This window comes from Mycobacterium sp., assembly GCF_019243155.1.
GTDB lineage: Bacteria > Actinomycetota > Actinomycetes > Mycobacteriales > Mycobacteriaceae > Mycobacterium.
Genome location: NZ_JAFAUS010000419.1, coordinates 13,503 through 31,028, shown reverse-complemented (window position 1 = coordinate 31,028; position 17,526 = coordinate 13,503). Strand labels below are relative to the sequence as shown.

At 69.8% G+C, this 17,526-nt stretch carries 14 protein-coding genes and 1 tRNA gene; 6 read left to right on the top strand and 9 right to left on the bottom strand.

Annotation, left to right across the window (positions count from 1 at the left end; genetic code table 11):
- Positions 1–133: 133 nt before the first annotated feature.
- Complete coding sequence (locus JOZ00_RS21520) at positions 134–1,033, bottom strand: RDD family protein (protein ID WP_293347714.1); 900 nt, start codon at positions 1,031–1,033, stop codon at positions 134–136.
- A gap of 77 nt (positions 1,034–1,110) precedes the next feature.
- Between JOZ00_RS21520 and JOZ00_RS21515 the strand changes: the two genes are divergently transcribed.
- Positions 1,111–2,103 carry a stage II sporulation protein M gene (locus JOZ00_RS21515; RefSeq protein ID WP_293347711.1) on the top strand — a complete coding sequence of 331 codons (993 nt, stop codon included), beginning with the start codon at positions 1,111–1,113 and terminating at the stop codon, positions 2,101–2,103.
- Here JOZ00_RS21515 and JOZ00_RS21510 read toward each other — a convergent pair.
- Genes JOZ00_RS21510 through JOZ00_RS21490 form a run of 5 tightly spaced genes read right to left on the bottom strand, consistent with a single transcriptional unit; the run spans position 2,100 to position 7,494 of the window.
- Positions 2,100–3,422, bottom strand: coding sequence for a DUF58 domain-containing protein (locus JOZ00_RS21510; RefSeq protein ID WP_293347708.1), 1,323 nt, complete (start codon positions 3,420–3,422; stop codon positions 2,100–2,102). The genes JOZ00_RS21515 and JOZ00_RS21510 overlap by 4 nt on opposite strands.
- Complete coding sequence (locus tag JOZ00_RS21505) at positions 3,422–4,396, bottom strand: MoxR family ATPase (protein ID WP_293347705.1); 975 nt, start codon at positions 4,394–4,396, stop codon at positions 3,422–3,424. Before JOZ00_RS21505 ends, JOZ00_RS21510 begins: the two co-directional genes overlap by 1 nt.
- Positions 4,393–5,532 carry a DUF4350 domain-containing protein gene (locus JOZ00_RS21500; protein WP_293347702.1) on the bottom strand — a complete coding sequence of 380 codons (1,140 nt, stop codon included), beginning with the start codon at positions 5,530–5,532 and terminating at the stop codon, positions 4,393–4,395. Before JOZ00_RS21500 ends, JOZ00_RS21505 begins: the two co-directional genes overlap by 4 nt.
- Positions 5,532–6,185 (bottom strand): DUF4129 domain-containing protein, encoded by a 654-nt coding sequence (locus JOZ00_RS21495; protein ID WP_293347700.1) that lies wholly within the window; start codon positions 6,183–6,185, stop codon positions 5,532–5,534. Before JOZ00_RS21495 ends, JOZ00_RS21500 begins: the two co-directional genes overlap by 1 nt.
- 13 nt (positions 6,186–6,198) lie before the next feature.
- Positions 6,199–7,494, bottom strand: a complete 1,296-nt coding sequence (locus tag JOZ00_RS21490) for a hypothetical protein (protein ID WP_293347698.1) — start codon at positions 7,492–7,494, stop codon at positions 6,199–6,201.
- Here JOZ00_RS21490 and JOZ00_RS21485 point away from each other — a divergent pair.
- On the top strand, positions 7,493–7,957 hold the full coding sequence (locus tag JOZ00_RS21485) for a GatB/YqeY domain-containing protein (RefSeq protein WP_293347696.1): 465 nt from the start codon (positions 7,493–7,495) through the stop codon (positions 7,955–7,957). The two genes, JOZ00_RS21490 and JOZ00_RS21485, sit on opposite strands and share 2 nt — an antisense overlap.
- A gap of 3 nt (positions 7,958–7,960) precedes the next feature.
- Here the strand turns inward: JOZ00_RS21485 and selB are convergent, their stop codons facing one another.
- The 3 genes from selB to JOZ00_RS21470 all read right to left on the bottom strand — a co-directional run bounded on the left by selB (position 7,961) and on the right by JOZ00_RS21470 (position 11,045).
- Positions 7,961–9,655: a selenocysteine-specific translation elongation factor gene (gene selB / locus JOZ00_RS21480; protein ID WP_293347693.1), complete on the bottom strand. Its 1,695-nt coding sequence runs from the start codon at positions 9,653–9,655 to the stop codon at positions 7,961–7,963.
- Positions 9,643–10,932 carry an L-seryl-tRNA(Sec) selenium transferase gene (gene selA / locus JOZ00_RS21475; RefSeq protein WP_293347690.1) on the bottom strand — a complete coding sequence of 430 codons (1,290 nt, stop codon included), beginning with the start codon at positions 10,930–10,932 and terminating at the stop codon, positions 9,643–9,645. The genes selB and selA overlap by 13 nt, the downstream gene beginning before the upstream one ends.
- Positions 10,933–10,950: 18 nt before the next feature.
- Positions 10,951–11,045: transfer RNA gene (locus JOZ00_RS21470), tRNA-Sec, on the bottom strand.
- Between the two features lie 27 nt (positions 11,046–11,072).
- Here JOZ00_RS21470 and selD point away from each other — a divergent pair.
- Genes selD through nrfD form a run of 4 tightly spaced genes read left to right on the top strand, consistent with a single transcriptional unit; the run spans position 11,073 to position 17,488 of the window.
- Positions 11,073–12,065, top strand: a complete 993-nt coding sequence (selD, locus tag JOZ00_RS21465) for a selenide, water dikinase SelD (RefSeq protein ID WP_293347687.1) — start codon at positions 11,073–11,075, stop codon at positions 12,063–12,065.
- A 47-nt stretch (positions 12,066–12,112) separates the two neighbouring features.
- Positions 12,113–15,448 (top strand): formate dehydrogenase, encoded by a 3,336-nt coding sequence (gene fdh / locus JOZ00_RS21460; protein WP_293347684.1) that lies wholly within the window; start codon positions 12,113–12,115, stop codon positions 15,446–15,448.
- Positions 15,423–16,406, top strand: a complete 984-nt coding sequence (locus JOZ00_RS21455; RefSeq protein WP_293347681.1) for a 4Fe-4S dicluster domain-containing protein — start codon at positions 15,423–15,425, stop codon at positions 16,404–16,406. The genes fdh and JOZ00_RS21455 overlap by 26 nt, the downstream gene beginning before the upstream one ends.
- The gene (gene nrfD / locus JOZ00_RS21450) at positions 16,403–17,488 is read left to right on the top strand and encodes an NrfD/PsrC family molybdoenzyme membrane anchor subunit (protein WP_293347678.1); all 1,086 of its coding nucleotides are present in this window, start codon (positions 16,403–16,405) and stop codon (positions 17,486–17,488) included. Before JOZ00_RS21455 ends, nrfD begins: the two co-directional genes overlap by 4 nt.
- Positions 17,489–17,526 lie beyond the last annotated feature (38 nt).

Sequence of the window (17,526 nt, the reverse complement as noted above, 5' to 3'; positions counted from 1 at the left end):
CACCAGTGGTCGCCGTCGTCGTCATCGTGCTGACGTTTTTCACCGCGAAGCGCCGCGGCGGGGTCGCGGTCCCGTTACTCGGATGGGGGCTGCTGATCCTGGACGTCGTGCTGATGGCGGCCAGCGTCTCCAGCTAGCGCGGCGGCGCGAAACCGCCCGAGAAACCGGCGTCCCCCGCGCCCTGCGCAGGCCGTGAACTCGGCTGCGGCGTCGGCACTGGCCATCCGACCGGCTGTTGCTGAGGCCACGGTTGTGGTGGCCAGACGGCCGGACCGGGGGTCATGGGGGCCATGGGCGGGCGTAGCCGCGCCAGTTCGCGACGGTGCCGTTCGGCCAGCACGGCGGCCAGCACGAGTTCCGGGGGCGCGCCCGGCGGGGGCGGCGGGGCGATGCGGGACACCACGTCGCCCGCGACGCGATAAGCCATCTGTTGACGCAGCTGGGGGTCCAGTTGCGTTGCCCTGGAAAGGAATTGGCGTGCAACCTCCGCCTGGCCCGGTGACAGACCCGACAGTTGCAGCGATGAGGCCCACCACGCCAATGCCGGCGGCATCGCCGGAGGCGGCCCCATTCGGGGCCCGCGTTCGTTGATGACGACCGTGCCGGCGAAGATGTCGCCGATCCGCTTGGCCTTGGGGGACAACAGACTGCAGATGACGGCGGGGCTTCCGACGAGCAGCCAGATCTCGACGACGGAAGCCAGCGCACGAAACAGCGCTTGCCGGAAGCGTTCCGGGCCCCCGTCGTCGGAAACCACGCGCAGGCCCATGGCGATCTTGCCCACCGACCGTCCCCGCGTTGCGGTTTCGAGTATCAGCGGATAGCCGACGATCACCAGCACCGTGAAGATGAGCATGATGGCGGCGCTCAGCGCGTCGTCGAATTGAGTCAGCGTGGCGGCCCACAGCATCAGCCCGAGCACGTAGCAGATGGCGATCACGGCGATGTCGATCAGCGCGCTGACGGCCCGCACCGGCAATTGCGCGATCTGCACATCGAGGACCACGGCGTCCCCGGTCACCACCTCCGACATAACACCGAACGGTACAGGTCTGGTGCGGGTGACCGACCGGATCGGGCCGCGTCCGCGATGCGATTAGGCTGCGCAGCGTGGATGTCGATGCCTTCGTGCTGGCTCATCGCGATGCGTGGGACCGCCTCGAGTCGTTGATCGGGAAGCGCCGGTCGCTGAGCGGCGCCGAGGTCGACGAACTCGTCGAGCTGTACCAACGCGTGTCCACCCATCTGTCGATGCTGCGCTCGGCGTCGTCGGATTCGGTGTTGATCGGTCGGCTCTCCAGCCTGGTCGCGCGGGCCCGTTCGGTGGTGACCGGCGCCCACGCGCCGCTGAGCCGGACGTTCACCCGGTTCTGGACGGTGACCTTCCCGGTCGTCGCGTACCGCGGCTGGCGGTGGTGGCTGGGGACCGCGGTCGCTTTCATCGGCGTCGTCGTGGTGATCGCGTTGTGGGTCGCCGCTAATCCCGAGGTGCAGTCCGCCGTCGGAACACCAAGCGACATCGACCAATTGGTCAACCACGATGTGTCGTCGTACTACAGCGAACACCCCGCCGCGTCCTTCGCCCTGCAAATCTGGGTCAACAACTCCTGGGTGGCCGCGCAGTGCATCGCGATGTCGGTGGTGCTGGGCTTGCCGATCCCGTTCGTGCTCTTTCAGAACGCCGCCAATCTGGGGCTCATCGCCGGTCTGATGTTTCAGGCCGGCAAGGGCGGCCTGCTGCTGGGTCTGCTGCTTCCGCACGGGCTGCTCGAGCTGACGGCGGTATTCCTGGCCGGGGCTTCGGGAATGCGGTTGGGGTGGTCGGTGATATCACCCGGGGACAGGCCCCGCGGGCAGGTGCTCGCCGAGCAGGGCCGTGCCGTCGTGTCGGTCGCGATAGGTCTGGTGGGTGTGCTGCTGGTGTCCGGATTGATCGAGGCGTTGGTGACGCCGTCTCCCCTGCCGACGTTCGTCCGGGTCGGCATCGGCATCGTCGCCGAAGTCGCATTCCTTTCCTACATCGGATACTTCGGCCGTCGCGCCGCCAAGGCTGGCGAGACCGGGGACATCGAAGACGCACCCGACGTGGTCCCCACCGGCTAAAGGCGACCGGTCGCTTTCATGGCCAGGTAGCGGTCGGCGAGGGCGGGCGCCAGTTCGGTGGGCGGGGCATCGACGACTTCCACCCCGCTGCGGCGCAGCCGGGTGGCGATCTCGCCGCGGTCGTTGCGCGACCGTTCGGCGGCGGCGGCGTCGTAGACCGCCGCGGCATCCGAACGCCCGGTGGCCATTTGGTCGACGCGCGGGTCGGTGGCCGCTGCCAGCAGCAGCTGGTGTTTGGCCGACAGCTGGGGCAGAACAGGCAGCAGGCCCTCGTCCAGCGCGGCCGAGTTGAGGTCGGTCAGCAGCACCACCAACGACCGTCGACGCGCCCGCAGGGCGATGGTCGAAGCCATTGCGCGCCAATCCGATTCGACGAGAGTCGGTTGCAAGGGTGCCATCGCCTCGACCAGCTGGGCCAGCAGCTCGGTGCGCGAGGCCCCGAAGACACCGGCCCGGCTGACGCGGTCATGGGCGAGGAAGTCGACGTGATCGCCGGCGCGCGACGCGAGGGCGGCCAGCAGCAGCGCGGCATCCATCGACCAGTCCAGCCGCGGCCAGCCCGCGGGATCCGACGCGGTGGGGTCCACGCCGACGCGGCCGGCCGCCGTGCGTCCGGTGTCTAGCACGATCAGCACTCGCCGGTCGCGTTCGGGTCGCCAGGTGCGCACAACCACATCGGAGCGACGCGCGGTGGCCCGCCAGTCAATGGAGCGGACGTCGTCACCGACCACATACTCTCGCAGCGAGTCGAATTCGGTTCCCTGGCCGCGGATCAACGTCGGCAGCAGCCCGTCGATCTGCCGTAGTTTGGCCAGCCGCGCCGGCAGATGCTTACGAGACAGGAACGGCGGCAACACCCGCAGCTGGCCCGGAACCGGTTGCGAGCCTTGCCTTCCCGCCAAACCCAGCGGGCCGATCGACCGGGCAGTCACCACCGTTGCGCGCTGGTCGCCGCGGCGAACCGGGCGCAGCTGCGTCTGGACGTGCTGGTGCTGGCCCGCGGGAATGTCGACGGGCTGGGTGCGCGGCTGTGCGCGGGCGCTGGGCGGCCAGGCGTCACGGATCTGGCCGCGGAACCGGCGCGAGCCGTCGTTGTGGATCAGCAGTCCGAGATCCACCTGCTGCGCCAGGCGTGCGGAGCGATCCGGGGACCGCGTGTAGCGCAACCTGCTTGGGCTGGCGGCCAATCCGATGTCAACGGCCAGCACGGTCAACAGCACCGCCAGCAGGATGACGAAAGTTCCTGCCGGCAACGGCGACAACGCGATGGGCAGCACGCACACGAGTGCGAGCAGCCCGGCGCGTCCGGTCAGGATCACTAGCGGGGCACCGGAACCGAGGCCAGAATCCCGTCGAGTACGCCGTCGGGTGTGGCCCCCTCGAGTTCGGCTTCCGGCCGCAACATCACCCGGTGCCGCAGCGTCGGGCGGGCCATGGCCTTCACGTCGTCGGGGGTCACGTAGTTGCGGCCCGACAGCCAGGACCACGAACGCGCCGTGGCGAGCAGGGCGGTCGCCCCGCGCGTCGAAACCCCCAGTTGCAGCGCGGGCGAGGATCGGGTGGCTCCGACGATGTCGACGATGTAGCCCAGTACCTCGTCGGCCACCAACACGTTTCGGACGGCCTCGCGGCCGACCGCCAGCTCGGCGGGACCGGCCACCGGCTTGATCGCCGAGAGGTCGCGGGGATCGAAGCCGTGTGCGTGCCGGCCCAGGATCGCGATCTCGGAATCACGCGGCGGCAGCATCACATTCAGCTTGAGCAGAAAGCGGTCCAGTTGCGCCTCGGGCAACTGATAGGTGCCCTCGTACTCGATCGGGTTCTGCGTCGCGGCGACGATGAACGGGTCGGGCAGCGGCTTGGGTTCGCCTTCGACGCTGACCTGGCGCTCTTCCATCGCCTCCAGCAGTGCCGCCTGGGTTTTGGGCGGGGTCCGGTTGATCTCGTCGGCCAGCAGCAGGTTGGTGAAGACCGGGCCGGGCCGGAATGTGAATGCGGCTGTGCGCGTGTCGTACACCAGCGATCCCGTGACATCGCCGGGCATCAGGTCGGGGGTGAACTGCACCCGCTTGAACTCCAGCCGCAGCGCGGCCGCCAGCGCGCGGACCAGTAGCGTCTTCGCCACTCCCGGAACGCCTTCCAGCAGCACGTGGCCGCGACACAACAGCGCGATCACCAGGCCGCTGACCACCCCCTCTTGTCCGACAACGGCTTTGGCGAGCTCGGCGCGCAGCGCCAGCAGCGCCTCTCGTGCCGATTCAGCGGTGGGGGTCTGTTGCGTTGGTTGCGTCACGTGTGTGTGACCTGCCTTTCGATTTCGTCGAGCGCACGGGCAAGTTGTAACAGGTCGTTGTCGGTCGCGGGGGGCGGCCCGAACAGATAGAAGGAAACGAATCCCGGATCGGATCCGGTGCGCTGCGTCACGGTGGTCACCACTGCGGGCGGCGACGCTCCCGCGCTGAGGCCGAGCCGGGGCAGCAGCCGTTGCAGTGTGGCGGTGCGCAATGCCGCGGCCGCGCGATCGCGTGCCCGGCGTGACCGGTACAGCCGGCCACGGCCCTCGACCGTTTCCGACGCGCGCACCACGACGGGCAGCTGCTCGGCCACCAGTGGGCCGGGCCTGCGACCCTTCCACAGCGCGACAAGCGCCACGACCAGGCACAGCTGAAAGAAGACCCACGTCACGTTTGGCGGTATCAAGTCGAAAATCGATGTGGTCGAAGACGATTCACCCTCAACCTGGTGCGGCGCGTACCAGATGAGCCGCGGTCGGTCGCCCGCGAGGTTCATCGCCAGCGCGGCGTTGCCCGCCTGCAGCAGACTTCCGTTCGTCATCAAGTCCGTGCTGCCGATCGCCGTGACGGTCCGCCCCTTGTCCCGAAAGCGGATCAGGACGCCGTCATAGCAACTGGTCATCGGCCGGCCGTCTTTGGGCTTATAGGTGGCGCTAGCCCCGAAACGCGCCGTTCCGGCTCGATCCGCCTCGCGCAGAGTGCAATTCGGATCGCTGTCGAAATCGTTGGCGACCGACACCCGCACGTCGGGCATCAGTGCCTCGCGGGTCCGCGCAGTCGGCCCCACCAGGAGCAGGTCGCCCGGAACCGTCGTCAACCGGTCAACCACCGAGTCGGTCAGGTACTGGCTCTGCGCCACCAGGACCTGGGTGTCCGGCCGCGCCGCCTGTTCGACCTCGGCGATGGAATTGGCGACGACGACCTCGACACCCGCGTCGCGCAACAGCGTCACGATCCCATGGGCGCCGTCGGGGCTGGTCGACGCCGGGTCCATGCGCGCGCCGGGCCGTGGTGCGCTCAGGTAGGCGTCGACCCCGGCGATGACGGCAAGCACGATCAGCGTCAGGAGCACCCACCGCCAGGTCCGCCAGCGCGTCGGGGGCGAGGCTGCGGTGCGTGCTCCGCCGTCGGCCATCACCGCACCTGCGCCCATGAATCGGGCGCGGCGGGGTGTCCCGGCGCCGCCGCGGAGCCCGGTACGCGGGAGCGCAGGTGGTCGTCCAGGTCAACGATCATCTGGTAGGCGCTCTGGGTTCCGGGCTGCTCGCCATAGGTGACGTCGTTGAAAGCCGTTGCCGCTTGCGATAACTCGCCGTCCAGATGCGGCAGTGCCGCGCCCGCGTCGCGCGCCAGCTCGTTCGCCGTGCGGCCGGGTGCGGGATTGAGTATGCCCGTCTCTTCGAGCTGGCGGGCGACCGCACGCAGCCGGTGTCGAATCGCGGCGGCCCAATTGCCTTCCGCTGCATAGTTTTCCGCGGTTACGCGATGCTGGGCCGCGGTGAGCTGGGTGGATTCGAACAGCAGGTGGTCGCCGCCGCGGTTGGTGCGCATCGTGCGCCGCACGAGGCTGACGGCGACGATGACCGCAATCGCCAGCAGGATGAAAAGCACCGTCGCCGTGAGCCATCCGCCCGGCAACGAGGACGTCTTCTGCAGCAGCCGGTAGATCTGCTCGTTGAGCCAGTCGACGATCTGTTGCTGCACCGAGCCCTTGGAGTAGATCGGCTTTTTGAGCTCCTCCACCGCGGCCTGGTGCGCGGCATCGCGGTCGATGTCGATAGAAGGCACTGTCAGCTCGTCCCTAGAAAGGCCGCGTCAGCCAGAGGTTGTCGGTGGAGGCGGTCGCGTAGGGTCCGCCCGCGGCCCCGGTCTGCAACACCAGATCGAATGCCTCGGCACGCATTCGGCGGTCGGTGTAGAGCAGCACGATGACCCCCGCGTTGAACGGCGCGGTGATGATCTCGCCGATAGCCGCCCCGACGGAGGCGATCGCGGTGCTGACCAGGAAGGCCGAGGTGGACGAACTGACCAGGAAAACCTGGCTGACGATGTTGAACGGCACCGCGACCGCCCCGGCGATCACGGCCGCCACCAGGAAGGTCAGGGCCCGGATGCCCAGCACCCGCCAAAAGCCGTGGCGGATCAGCGCGAACGATCGGGCGATCGCCTCGAAGACGGGTAGCCGCTCGAGCACGATCAGCACCGGTGCGAACAGCAGCACCGTGTACAGGTACACCAACACCGCGAGCACGACGAGCAACGCCGGGATGCCCACGACGACCGCCAGGGCGGCATTGCCGACGGCCGCGAGCACCGCGACGAGCACCGCCACCAGACCGGCGATTGCCGCGACCCCTGCCGCTTCCAGCAGCGCGAGGCCGAGCAGTGGCATCAGCCGGCCCCGGATCTTGGCCCAGGTCTCACCGATGGTGATGGATGACCCGAACACCGCCCGGCCGACGATCACCGTGAGCATTCCGGACAGCAGCATGCCGCCCAGCCAGCTGACCAGGGCACTGGCGCTCACCGACGCGAACCACGCCCCCACGACGCCCGAATTCAGCTCCTGGGTCTGGTCATTGGTGAACCGGTAATCGGCCAGCGGTCCGACGAATGCGACTTTCGTGATGATCTGGATGATCACCACGACTATCGCGGTCAGGCCCAGTGTTGCCTTCGGATTGGTGCGGACGTAGCCGACCGCGCCGTTGAAGATGTCGCCCAAGGTCAGTGGGCGCAGCGGGATGACGCCGGGTTTGATCGCGCCCGGAACCAGGTGTGGCTGACCGAAGCCCGGTGGGGGGCCGTATCCCGGTGGCGGGCCGTAGCCGGGGGGCGGGCCATAGGGCCCGTAACCGGGCGGGGGGCCGTAGCCCGGCGGGGGGCCATAGCTCGGCGGTGGACCGTAGGCGGGTGGGGGACCGTATCCCGGTGGCGGGCCGACCGGATAGCCAGGGGGCGGGGTGCTCACCGAGCGCAGCGGCCCTTCAAACCCACGCCAAAACCGGGTCCATGGTTCGTCATGGGCTCCATCCTGTCGACGGACCGGGCATTTCTCAATCTTGACCACGCGCGCGGCGCGTAGCGTCTCACCCATGGCGGAACTCAAATCTCGGCTCAGGGCAGATCTGACCGAGGCGATGAAGGCCCAGGACAAGTTGCGGACGGCGACCCTGCGCCTGCTGCTCGCGGCGATCCAAACGGAGGAAGTGTCCGGCAAGCAGGCCCGGGAACTGTCCGACGACGAGGTGATGAAGGTGCTGGCCAGGGAGTCGCGCAAGCGCAGTGAGTCGGCCGAGATCTACACCCAGAACGGCCGCGGCGAGCTCGCCGCCAACGAGCATGCCGAGGCCCGCATCATCGACGAGTACCTGCCGACGCCGCTGACCGAAGCCGAGGTGGCCGACGTCGCGGACACGGCGATCGCCCAGGTTGCCGAGCAACTCGGCGAACGGCCGGGCATGAAGCAGATGGGGCTGGTCATGAAGGCCGCCACCGCGATCGCGGCCGGCAAGGCCGACGGCTCCCGGTTGTCCGCCGCGGTCAAAGAGCGGTTGTAGGCCTCACAGCAAAGTCCGGGTGCTGTCGGCGGCCCGCCGGGTGACCCGCCGGGCGTCGAGCTGCTCCAGCAGAGGCACCGCGACCCGTCGGCTGGTGCCCAGCGCGCGACGCGCCTCGCTCACGGTGAACGGTTGCGGCAGCGTCGCGAGGACACCGGCCGCGCGGTCCAGCGCGTCGGCTCCCAGCACCACACCGTCGGCGATCCGGGTCAGCCGCCCGGCGCGCGCCGCCGCGGCCAACTCCCGTGGGCCGAGCTTCAGTTCGGCCAGCTCGTCGGCCTCCGGCGCGCGGAACGGTTCGGCGGCCAGCCACTCCTCGATCGTGCGCACCGCCTTCTCCACCCTCGCCGGTAGGCTCGCACCCGGCGGGCGCACCAGGCCGTCGGCTACCTCGAGGCCCGTGCCCTCCAGCAGCGCGGGCACCAGCTCGGCGGCGGGCAGCCCGACGCGTTGCCGCAACGTCTCCAGTGGCATCCCCGCCGCGATGTCGTGGTCTTCCGCCCAGGCCCGCACCGCCGCGGTCGCGCTTTCGCGCCGCCCGGCCCACCACTGCGGATCGAGCACCCAATCGCCCACCCGCCGCCCGCGCAGCACCAGCCCCATGGCGCGCAGTTCGGTGGCCAGCGCGCAGTCCGGCGGACGGATGTTTCCGGTCGCCAGCTCGGCGGCGCGGTCGCGCGCGGCACCCCGCCGGCGCAGCGCGGGCGGCCGGACGTCGAGGACTTCGACGCCCGCCGCGATCCGGTGCTCCCCGGGATCGCGCAACAGCCCGATGTCGCCGACCCGCAACGGCAATGGCCGCGCCAACCGCAGCCGCGCCGCGCCCGAACCCAACTGACGCACCTGCACCGGCACGGCCGCGGACCCGATGTGCAGCACGAGCTCGCGGTGCAGCGCGTCCGCCGATCGCAACCCGACGTCGATCTCGCCTGTGTCCAGCCACGCGTCCGGCGTCCGGACGGTGTCGCCGCGGCCGATCTCGTGCCGGTCGGTGCCCCGGAGGTTGAGCGCGACCCGGGCCACCGCGCTCACCGAATTCTGTCCGCGGCCAAGCGATTGCAGCCCGCGGACGGTGACGCGGCGCCCGCCGTGCTCCAGCTCGTCGCCCACCCGGACGGTGCCGGCGGCCAGCGTGCCGGTGACAACCGTGCCCGCGCCCCGGACGGTGAAACTCCGGTCGACCCACAGCCGCACGTCGGCGCCGGGATCCGGGGCCGGCAGCCGGTCGGTCAGCGCCAGCAGCTCCGCGCGCACCCGCTCGAGGTCGGTGCCAATGGCCACTGGGGTGTCGGCAAGCGATGTGGCCGCGAACCTTTCGGACACCTGCGCGACGGCCCGCGCGGGATCGGCTAGGTCGGCCTTGCTGATCACCACCAGGCCGTGGCGGACGCCCAGGGCGTCGAGAGCGGCGAGATGCTCCTCGGACTGCGGCATCCAGCCCTCGGTGGCGGCCACCACGAACATCACCGCCGGCACCGCACCGACCCCGGCCAGCATGTTGGCCACGAACCGCTCATGCCCCGGCACGTCCACGAACGCGAGCTGCCGGCCGTCGAGTTCGGTCCACGCGAAGCCGAGGTCGATGGTCAGGCCGCGGCGCTGCTCCTCGGCCAGCCGGTCCGGCCACATGCCGGTGAGCCGGTGCAGCAGGGTCGATTTGCCGTGGTCGACGTGCCCGGCGGTAGCTAGGACGAACACGCCCGCACCGCTGCTATCACCAGCTCGTCGTCCTCCGGCGCCACCGTGCGCAGGTCGAGCAGGCACCGGCCCGCCTCCAGGCGACCGACCACCGGCGGGCTGCCGGCGCGCAGCGCGGCGGCGTAAGACTCGGGCAGGCTGACGGCCGCGCTGGGCAGTTCGACGCCCGGCGCGCCGCCGCCGCCGACGGCCGCGATGCAGTCGACCGCCTCGGCATCCAGCTCCCCGGCGATCGATGCGGCGCGGGCGCGCAAGTGCGTCACGTCCGCGGCCAGCGCCTGGGCCACCGGAGGCGGCGGACCCAGCAGGGTCGCCTCCAGCGCGGCCAGCGTCAACTTGTCGACGCGCAAGGCGCGCGCCGACGGATGGCGGCGCAGCCGCTCGATGAGCTCCGCGCGGCCGAACAGCAGACCGGCCTGCGGGCCGCCCAGCAGTTTGTCGCCGCTCGCGGTGACCAGGTCGGCGCCGTCGGCCAGCATCGAGGTCGCGTCGGGCTCGTCGGGCAGCACCGGATGCGGGGCCAGCAGCCCGGAGCCGATGTCGACCACGAGGGGGACGCCCAGCCTCTGCAACTCCGGCGCCAGCTCCCCAACGTCGACGGCCGAGGTGAAGCCGCTGACGTGGAAGTTGGACGGGTGCACCTTCAACACGAAACCGGTCTCGGGTCCGAGCGCCTCGACGTAGTCACGCAGGCTGGTGCGGTTGGTGGTGCCGACCTCGCGCAGCCGGGCTCCCGTCGACGCCAGCAGCTCGGGGATGCGGAAGCCGTCGCCGATCTCGACGAGTTCGCCTCGGCTGAGCACGATTTCCTTATTCTCGGCCAATGCGAGGGCGGCCAACAGCAGCGCGGCGGCGTTGTTGTTGACGACGTGCACGCCGCCCGCGGTGGGGACCGCGTGAGACAGCGCCGCCATCGCGCCGCGGCCGCGCCGCGCGCGCCGGCCGGTCGCGAGGTCGAACTCGACGTCCGTCGCCCCGCCCGCGGCGACCACCGCGTCGAGCGCGGCCGGCGACAGCGGCGCCCGGCCCAGGTTGGTGTGCACCACCACCCCGGTGGCGTTGATGACGGGCCGCAGGCTGGACGCGGTGGGCGGAAGCGCGGCCACCGCGTGCTCGGCGACGGATTCGGGCTCGATCTCGCCGGACCGCGCCCGCTGCTGGGCGTCGGCGATCACCGACTTCACCAGCGCGCGGCCCAGCAGTCGCTCGGCGGAGGCGAGGCGGGGATCGGCGAGCAGGACGTCGGTGCGTGGCACCCGGCGGCGTGGGTCGGTCATGACGGGCCCGAAGGAGTATGGCGGAGGCGGACGGGAATCGAACCCGCCAGCGGCAGCGTCTGCCGATCGACGGTTTTGAAGACCGCGCCGGTCACCAGACCGGACACGCCTCCCTGGACCATTCGACAATTATGGACGCCATGACCTACCGACTCACTCAGTACGCCCACGGCGGCGGCTGCGCCTGCAAGATTCCGCCGGGTGAACTCGAAGATGTTGTCCGCGGACTGACGGCAATCGCGCCGCGCGACCCGCTCGGCGAGTTGCTGGTCGGGCTGGACAGTGGCGACGACGCGGCCGTGGTCCGCATCGAGGGCGGCTCCGCGCTGATCGCGACGACGGACTTCTTCACCCCGGTGGTGGACGACGCGTACGACTGGGGGCGGATCGCGGCGACCAACGCGCTGTCGGACGTCTATGCCATGGGCGGACGCCCGGTGGTCGCGGTGAATCTGCTGGGCTGGCCGCGCGATGTGTTGCCGTTCGAGCTGGCGGCCGAGACGCTGCGCGGCGGGCTCGATGTGTGCGGCCTGGCCGGCTGCCACCTGGCCGGTGGACACAGCGTCGACGACCCGGAGCCAAAGTACGGGCTGGCGGTCACCGGGATCGCGGACCCAAACAGGTTGCTGCGCAACGACTCCGGCAAACCGGGCACGCCGCTGTCGCTGACCAAGCCGCTCGGGGTCGGCGTCCTGAACAGCCGGCACAAGGCCACCGGGGAACGCTTCCCGCAAGCGATCGAGACGATGACCGCGCTCAACGCCGGGGCCGCTGCGGCCGCGCTCGCGGCGGGTGCCGAATGCGCAACCGACATAACCGGTTTCGGGTTACTGGGGCACCTGCACAAGCTGGCGCGGGCCAGCGGCGTCACCGCCGTGATCGACTCGGCCGCGGTGCCGTATCTGGACGGCGCGCGGGAGGCGCTGGCGGCCGGCTACGTCAGCGGCGGCACGCGGCGAAACCTGGACTGGGTGGCGCCGCACGTCGACCTGTCCGAGGTGAGCGAGGACGAAGCCCTGTTGCTCGCCGACGCACAGACCTCGGGAGGGTTGCTGATCGCCGGCGAAATCCCGGGCGCACCCGTCATCGGTGAACTTGTTCCCCGTGGCGAGCACACGATTGTGGTGCGCTGACCGTTCGCCTGGCTGCGTCGTCGCGCGCAACGGATTAGGGTGACGGGATGGCGATCCCGCGCATGTTCCTGGAATGGCCCGTCCTGCGTCAACTGAGTTCGGCGGACAGACTTGGCCGCGGCTCGGCGGTGACCTCCAAGCAGACTCGCGCCATCACGGCGCGCACGGCTACGGCCGACCGGGTTGTGCAAAGCGTCTGCCCCTACTGCGCGGTCGGCTGCGGGCAGCGGGTGTACGTCAAGGACGAACGGGTCGTCCAGATCGAGGGTGACCCCGATTCGCCGATATCGCGAGGCCGACTGTGCCCCAAGGGGTCTGCGAGCGAACAACTGGTGAATTCGCCGGGCCGTCAACTACGGGTGCTGTACCGCCCGCCGCGCGCGACCGAATGGCAGCCGCTCGAACTGGACACCGCGATCGACATGATCACCGACCGCTTCATCGACTCGCGCCGTAACAGCTGGCAGGACATCGACAAGAAGGGAAACCTGCTGCGCCGCACCATGGGTATCGCCGCGCTCGGCGGCGCGACCCTGGACAACGAAGAGAACTATCTCATCAAGAAGCTCTTCACCGCCGCGGGCGCCATCCAGATCGAGAACCAAGCTCGTATTTGACACTCTTCCACGGTTCCCGGTCTGGGAGCCTCCTTCGGGCGCGGCGGCGCCACCCAATCACTGCAAGACATGGCCAACGCCGATTGCATCATCATCCAGGGCTCCAACATGGCCGAGTGCCATCCGGTGGGCTTTCAATGGGTCAAAGAGGCCAGGGCGCGCGGCGCGCGCGTGATTCACGTCGACCCGCGCTTCACCCGGACCTCGGCGGTGTCGGACAAGCACATCCCGATCCGGGCCGGGTCAGACGTGGTGCTGCTGGGCGCGCTCATCAACCACGTCATCGAAGAAGACCTCTGGTTCAAGGACTACGTCGTCGCCTACACCAACGCCGCCACGCTGATCAACGAAAACTTCAAGGACACAGAACAACTCGGCGGCTTGTTCTCCGGCTACGATCCCGAGACCGGGCACTACGACACCTCGACCTGGGCGTACGCCAGCCCAGACGGTGATGGCATCGCGGGCGGCATCGCGGGCCCCGGTGACGTGAACGAGCACGGCTCGTCCGCGTCGGCGCGCGCGGCGGGTGACGAGAGCGGAATGGGCGGCCCGCCGCTCGCCCATGCCCGCGTGATCCGCGACGACACCCTGCAACACCCGCGCACGGTATTTCAGATCCTCAAAAGGCATTACGCCCGCTACACCCCGGAGATGGTGACGCAATCCTGCGGCATCAGCCGCAAGGATTTCGACTACCTCGCCCGTTCCATCGTCGAGAACTCCGGCCGCGAGCGCACCACCTGCTTCGCATACGCCGTCGGCTGGACACAGCACACCCTCGGCGCCCAATTCATCCGCACCGCAACGATATTGCAGCTCCTGATGGGCAACGTGGGTCGCCCGGGCAGCGGCATCATGGCGTTGCGCGGCCACGCCAGCATCCAGGGCTCCACCGACATCCCGACGTTGTTCAATCTGCTGCCTGGGTATTTACCGATGCCCAAGGCCGGGATGCACGACACCCTCGCCGACTACCTCGAGGCGGTCGGTTCGAAGAAGCAGAAAGGCTTTTGGGCCAACGCCGATGCCTACACGGTCAGCCTGCTCAAGGCATGGTGGGGCGACGCCGCGCGCGCGGACAACGACTGGGCATACGACTATCTGCCGCGCCTGTCCGGCCCGCACGGCACGTACCAGACCGTGGTGGGAATGCTCGACGACGAGGTCGAGGGGTACTTCCTGCTGGGCCAGAACCCCGCGGTGGGATCGGCCCACGGCCGCATGCAACGACTCGGCATGGCCCACCTGAAGTGGCTCGTGGTGCGCGACCTCAACATGATCGAATCGGCCACCTGGTGGAAGGACGGCCCGGAGATCGCGACCGGTGAACTGAAAACCGAGGACATCGAGACCGAGGTCTTCTTCCTGCCCGCGGCCACCCACGTGGAGAAGAAGGGATCGTTCACGCAGACGCAGCGGCTACTGCAGTGGCGGCACCAGGCCGTTGAGCCGCCCGGCGACTGCCAGAGCGAGCTGCAGTTCTTCTACGAGCTGGGCAAGCGGATCAAGCAGCGGCTGGCCGGTTCGACCGACGAGCGCGATCGACCGCTGCTGGACCTCACCTGGGACTACCCGACCGATGAGAAGGGCGACCCCGACGGCGAGGCGGTGCTGGCCGAGGTCAACGGCTATCACCTCACCGGCCCCGACGCGGGAAAGCCGGTGTCGACGTTCAACGAGCTTCGCGCCGACGGGTCGACCTCAGCCGGCTGCTGGATCTACACGGGCGTGTACGCCGACGGGATCAACCAGGCCGCCCGCCGGGTGCCGCACGGCGGCCCGTCGCCGAGCCAGCACGAGTGGGGGTGGGCGTGGCCCGCCGATCGACGGATCCTCTACAACCGGGCCTCGGCCGATCCCGACGGCAAGCCGTGGAGCGAGCGCAAGAAGCTCATCTGGTGGGACCCGGACCAGGGTCGGTGGATCGGGCACGACGTGCCGGACTTCGTCGTCGACCGGGCACCGGGCAGTCGCCCCGATCCCGAGCTCGGCGGACCGGCCGCGCTGGCGGGTGACGACCCGTTCGTCATGCAGGCCGACGGCAAGGGCTGGCTGTTTGCCCCCAAGGGCGTAGTGGACGGGCCGTTGCCCACGCATTACGAACCGCAGGAGTCACCCGTCGCCAACCCGCTGTATCCCCAGCAGCAAAACCCGGCGCGAATTGTCTTCCCGCGCAAGGACAATCTGAGCGCGCCCAGCGCCGGCGATCCCGGCGCCGACGTGTACCCGTATGTGTTCACCACCTACCGGCTCACCGAGCATCACACGGCCGGTGGCATGAGCCGCTGGTTGCCATACCTCTCGGAACTGCAGCCGGAGATGTTCTGCGAGGTTTCCCCGGAGCTGGCCGCCGAACGCGGTCTCGAGCCGTACGGGTGGGCCACGATCATCTCGCCGCGAACGGCGATCGAGGCGCGGGTGCTCGTCACCGAACGCATGACCCCGCTGGTCGTCGGCGGCCACACGGTGCACCAGATCGGGCTGCCGTATCACTGGGGTGTGGGCGGCGACGCGGTGGTCAGCGGGGACGCGGCCAACGACCTGCTGGGCATCACGCTCGACCCGAACGTCCAGATCCAGGAGTCCAAAGCCGGGTCCTGCGACATTCAGCCGGGTCGCCGGCCGCAGGGCGAGCGGTTGCTGCGCCTGATCGCTGAGTATCAGTCGCGCGCGGGCGCCACGGTCGAGACGGACAATGTACGAATGAGCAAGGGCGTTTTGGGCGAGAGGGGAGCCGATGGGCCAGTTGACCGGACCGACTGACCCGGCTGCCGCCGCCGGGTGGGCAGATCGCAAGCCGCGCAAGGGTTTTTTCACCGACACCTCGATCTGCATCGGGTGCAAGGCGTGCGAGGTCGCCTGCAAGGAGTGGAACCGCAACCCCCGCGACGGCGACCTCGAGCTGCTGGGCTCGTCGTACGACAACACCGGGCACCTGGGCGCCAGCACGTGGCGGCACGTCGCGTTCATCGAACAGGGTCGCGACCGTATCGAGGAGGCCCGCGAATCGGGCCGCGCCCTCATCGATTTGGGTATACCGACCCTGCCGGGCGCTGCGGACCCGATCGACACGCAAGAGGCCTTCGAGCCGCCGGACACTCCGGAGTTCCGGTGGCTGATGTCGTCTGACGTGTGCAAACACTGCACGCACGCCGGCTGCCTCGACGTCTGCCCCACCGGCGCATTGTTCCGCACCGAGTTCGGCACGGTGGTCGTGCAGGACGACGTCTGCAACGGCTGCGGAACCTGCGTCGCCGGTTGCCCGTTCGGTGTGGTCGAGCGGCGCAGCGACGGAACCTATGCGACGCCGGAGCGGCAGTCGGATCAGTTGGCGCACGAGTTCGTCACGGGCGTCGCCCAGAAATGCACGCTCTGCTACGACCGGCTGGTCGAGGACGAGATACCGGCCTGCGCCAAGACCTGCCCGACGACGTCGATCAAGTTCGGCAACCATGACGAGCTGGTGGAACGGGCCCGCGAGCGGGTCGCCGAGCTGCACGCCCAGGGCAGGACCGAGGCGCGGCTCTACGGCGCCAACGAGAACGACGGGGTCGGCGGCACCGGCTCGGTGTTCCTGCTGCTCGACGAGCCGGAGGTCTACGGCCTGCCGCCCGACCCGCGGGTGTGCACCGCGGACCTGCCGCAGATGTTCAAACGGGCCGGTCTGGCCGCGGCCGGTATGTTCGGCGCGGCGGCGGTGGCCTTTTGGAGTCGTCGATGAGTACGTCGGAGTTCGACAGTTTTCGCCCGCCGGAGCCCGCGGGCGGCAAGCGACGCAAGGGCAAGCGATCCGGCCGTCGCGGAGGCGGTGACGGCTCGCGTGAGATGCCGATGGTCCCCGAGGCCGAGTTCAGCTCGTACTACGGGCGCCCGGTCGTCAAGCCCGCGCCGTGGGGCCACGAGGTGGCGGCGTACCTGTTCCTGGGTGGGGTCGCGGGCGGATCGGGCCTGCTGGCGGCGGGTGCTCAGCTCACCGGGCGGCCCAAGCTGAGGCGCAACACCCGGCTGACCGGCCTGGTCGCCGTGGCGCTGGGCGCGATCGCGCTGGTGGCCGACCTGGGCCGGCCCGAGCGCTTCGTGAACATGATGCGGACCATCAAGCTGACCTCGCCGATGAGCCTGGGCTCCTGGATCCTCAGCTTGTTCAGCGCCGGCCTTGGGGTGGCCGCGGCGGCCGAGGTCGACCGGATGACGGGGGAGCGGCTCCCGCTGGGCCCGCTGCGGCCGGTGCTGCGCGCGGTCGAGGGACCCGCGGGCTTGGAAGCCGCGCTCTTCGCGCCGCCGCTCGCGGTCTACACCGCCGTGCTGCTCGCCGACACCGCGACGCCGACGTGGAACGCCGCCCGCGAGGGCCTGCCGTTCGTGTTCGTCAGCTCGGCGAGTCTGGCCGCATCGGGGTTGGCGATGGTGACCACCCCGGTGGCCGAGGCCGGACCGGCCCGAAAGCTGGCGGTCCTGGGGGTGCTGGGTGATCTGGCCGCGACGATCTTCGTGGAACAGCGGATGGACCCAGTGGTGGCCGAGACGTTGCATCACGGCAATCCCGGCCGGATGCTGCGCTGGAGTAAACGGCTCGTCGTTGTAGGCGGCGTGGGCACGCTGCTGGGTGGCCGCAACCGCGCGGTGGCCGCGGCGTCCGGGCTGGCGCTGGCGACGGCCTCGGCGCTGACCCGGTTCGGCGTGTTCGAGGCGGGCAAGGAGTCGGCCCGCCACCCCCGCTACACGATGGAGCCGCAGAAACGCCGGCTCGCCGCCCGCCGGGCGGCCGGGATCACCGACGACTCGATCACTACGGCGGGCTGAAAAACACCCGGCACGCTGCTCAAACGCCGCGTGCCGTT